This is a genomic window from Pseudomonas sp. HMWF006, assembly GCF_003061205.1.
Lineage (GTDB): Bacteria > Pseudomonadota > Gammaproteobacteria > Pseudomonadales > Pseudomonadaceae > Aquipseudomonas > Aquipseudomonas monsensis.
Map to the genome: position 1 here is coordinate 1 of NZ_QAIU01000582.1, position 3,052 is coordinate 3,052.

Here is a 3,052-nt window from a genome sequence, read left to right on the forward strand (position 1 = left end):
CGCCTGCCCCAGCCCCGGCCCGACCACCAGCACCGAAACTTTCTCGAGCAAGCCCATCAACTGATTGGCCGATGAAGCGCCCAAAGCCATGGCCTCCGGCACACGGGTCAGCGCCGCCGGGACATGCTCCGGGCGCGTCGCCAGCGAGACCATGCCTGCGCCACTGCGCAAGGCGGTTTCGGTACTGAGCAGGATCGCCCCGCCAAAGCCATGATCGCCACCGATCAGTAACACATGACCGAAGCGACCCTTGTGGGAGGTTGGAGCGCGTGCCGGCAACCGCGGCAGATTAGTCGCGTTGAGCCGGCAAGCCGCGACCGGAATGTCACGGTAGGTTTCAGGTGTAGCCTGCAGACCGCTGAACACCAGCTCGCCGACACAATCTGCCGCGTCACCGGTGAACAATCCCGGCTTCAGACCAATGAACGTCACTGTAAGGTCAGCACGCACCGCAAGACCCAGCTCTCGCCCGTTATCGGCACACAACCCGGAAGGAATATCGACCGCCACCACTGGCAGGCCGCAGGCGTTGATCGCGGCAATCGCGGCGGCATAGGGCTGACGCACCTCGCCACTCAAACCGGTACCGAGCAGCGCATCGAGGACCACGCCGCGCAACTCGGCCTGGGCACTCCAGCCCTGCACCGCAACACCTTCGGCCAGTGCCTCGGCATGGGCCAGCGCTGCGTCGCCTTGCAACCGCTGAGGCTCACCGACCGCCAGCACCCGGACCGCCCAACCGGCACGCTGCGCCAGCACGGCCAGTAAATAGCCGTCGCCAGCATTGTTGCCACGCCCGGCCAGCACGGTCAGCTCTGTGGCTGAGGGCCAGCGCCGCACCAGTGCACGCCAGCACGCATACGCGGCGCGCTGCATCAATTCGAAGCCCGGCGTGCCGGCAGCGATCAGCCGCGCGTCGAGCTCGCGCACCTGGGCGGCGGCGTACAGCGCGTCGGGTAATTCATCTTTCGTGTGCGGCATGCGTCTTCGGGCTCCGATGTCTGGCAGAATTATACGCACCTCAGCTCCGGTTTCTCTCGCCTCATGTCCGCCATCCCCACAGATCTGCCCGCCCTCGCCCAATCGATCAAGGATTGGGGCCGCGAGCTGGGCTTCCAGCAAGTCGGCATCAGCGGCCTGGACCTCGCCGAGCATGAGCAGCACCTGCAACGCTGGCTCGCAGCCGGCTACCACGGCGAAATGGATTACATGGGGGCACATGGCAGTAAACGCTCACACCCCGAGGAACTCGTCCCGGGCACTTTGCGCGTGGTTTCGCTGCGCATGGACTACCTGCCCGGCGACACGCAAATGGCGCAAATGCTGGCGCAACCGGAGAAAGCTTACGTGTCGCGCTATGCCTTGGGCCGCGATTACCACAAATTGATCCGTAAACGCGTGCAACAATTGGCCGACAAGATCCAGTCCGAGATCGGCCCGTTCGGTTTTCGTGCGTTCGTCGACAGCGCGCCGGTATTGGAAAAAGCCATCGCCGAGCAGGCCGGGCTAGGCTGGATCGGCAAAAACACGCTGGTATTGAACCGTAAGGCTGGCAGTTACTTTTTCTTGAGCGAACTGTTCGTCGACCTGCCGCTGCCGGTGGACGAACCCCACAGCACCGAACATTGCGGTCGCTGCACGGCGTGCCTGGACATCTGCCCGACCAACGCTTTCGTCGGCCCCTATGTGCTGGACGCCCGGCGCTGCATCTCTTATCTGACCATCGAACTGAAAAACGCCATCCCCGAAGACCTGCGCCCGCTGATCGGCAACCGCGTGTTCGGCTGCGACGACTGCCAGATCGTCTGCCCGTGGAACCGCTTCGCCCGACCGTCCGGGGAAAGCGACTTCAAGCCACGGCACAATCTGGACAACGCCGAACTGGCCGAGCTGTTTCTGTGGGACGAGGACAAATTCCTCAGCAGCACTGAAGGCTCGCCGCTGCGCCGCGCCGGTTACGAACGCTGGTTGCGTAATCTGGCCGTGGGCCTGGGCAATGCGCCGTCGAGCATTCCGGTGCTGGAAGCCTTGAAGGCGCGCCGCGACTACCCGTCCGATCTAGTCCGCGAACACGTCGAGTGGGCACTGAAACAGCACGGCCTCGCGTAATCACACAATGTTGGAGCGGCCGAAGGCTGCGATCTTGTGACTTTGATTTTTACCAGACAAGAGCAAAAGCTCGCAGCCTGCGGCAGTTCCTACAGGGAATCGCGTCAGGGCTGATCGTTATAAACGAACTTGGGCATTTCCCAGTGGAAACGGATCGCCAGCAGTCGTAGCAGGAAACCGCCGAACAAGGTAATCAGGATCGCCTGCTCGCCCGGCACATTCAGGTACAGACAGAGCATGTAGCACCACGCCGCCGCGAACGAGACGCTGGCGTACAGCTCGCGACGGAAGATCAGTGGGATGTCGTTGCAGAAGATGTCGCGCAGGATGCCGCCGAAGACCCCGGTGATCACGCCGCTGACCGAAGCCACCAGCATGCCGTGGCCCATTTCCAGAGCGGTCATGCAGCCGATCAGGGTGAACGCCACCAGGCCCACCGCATCGAGCACCAGGAACAACGAACGCAGATGACGCATCCAGCGGGCGGTGAACACGGTGAGCATCGCTGCCGCCGAGGTCAACACCAGGTATTCCGGGTGTTTGACCCAAGTCAGCGGGTAGTGCCCGAGCAGCACGTCGCGCACCGAGCCGCCACCCAGCGCCGTGACACAGGCGATCAGCACCACACCGAACCAGTCCATGCCGCGCCGTCCGGCAGACAGCGCGCCAGTCATGGCTTCAGCAGTAATGGCAATCAGATAGAGCATCAGCAACATGGCGGCGGTCCAGGCAGGAAGGCGCGCAGTCTAGCCATTTCGGTGCCGCACCAGAAGGGGGCGATGCCATTCCAGATTACTCGGTGAACGCGATACCTGTGGCGAGGGGATTTATCCCCGTTCGGCTGCGCAGCAGTCGCAAAACCTGCACACGCGGTCTCTCCGTTTTAATGCACGGGGATCGCTTCGCAATCCAACGGGGATAAATCCCCTCGCCACAGGTATCG

At 62.9% G+C, this 3,052-nt stretch carries 3 protein-coding genes; 1 reads left to right on the forward strand and 2 read right to left on the reverse strand.

Annotation, left to right across the window (positions count from 1 at the left end; translation table 11 throughout):
- On the reverse strand, window positions 1-981 hold a 981-nt coding region (locus DBR24_RS26740), incomplete at its 3' end, for an NAD(P)H-hydrate epimerase (protein ID WP_128616215.1).
- 63 nt (window positions 982-1,044) lie between these two features.
- On the opposite strand from DBR24_RS26740, the gene queG reads away from it, so the two are divergent.
- Window positions 1,045-2,109 (forward strand): tRNA epoxyqueuosine(34) reductase QueG, encoded by a 1,065-nt coding sequence (queG, locus tag DBR24_RS26745; RefSeq protein WP_123470900.1) that lies wholly within the window; start codon window positions 1,045-1,047, stop codon window positions 2,107-2,109.
- A gap of 104 nt (window positions 2,110-2,213) precedes the next feature.
- Here the strand turns inward: queG and DBR24_RS26750 are convergent, their stop codons facing one another.
- Entirely contained in the window at window positions 2,214-2,825 is a 612-nt protein-coding gene (locus tag DBR24_RS26750; protein WP_123470899.1) for a trimeric intracellular cation channel family protein, read from the reverse strand.
- Window positions 2,826-3,052: the final 227 nt, after the last annotated feature.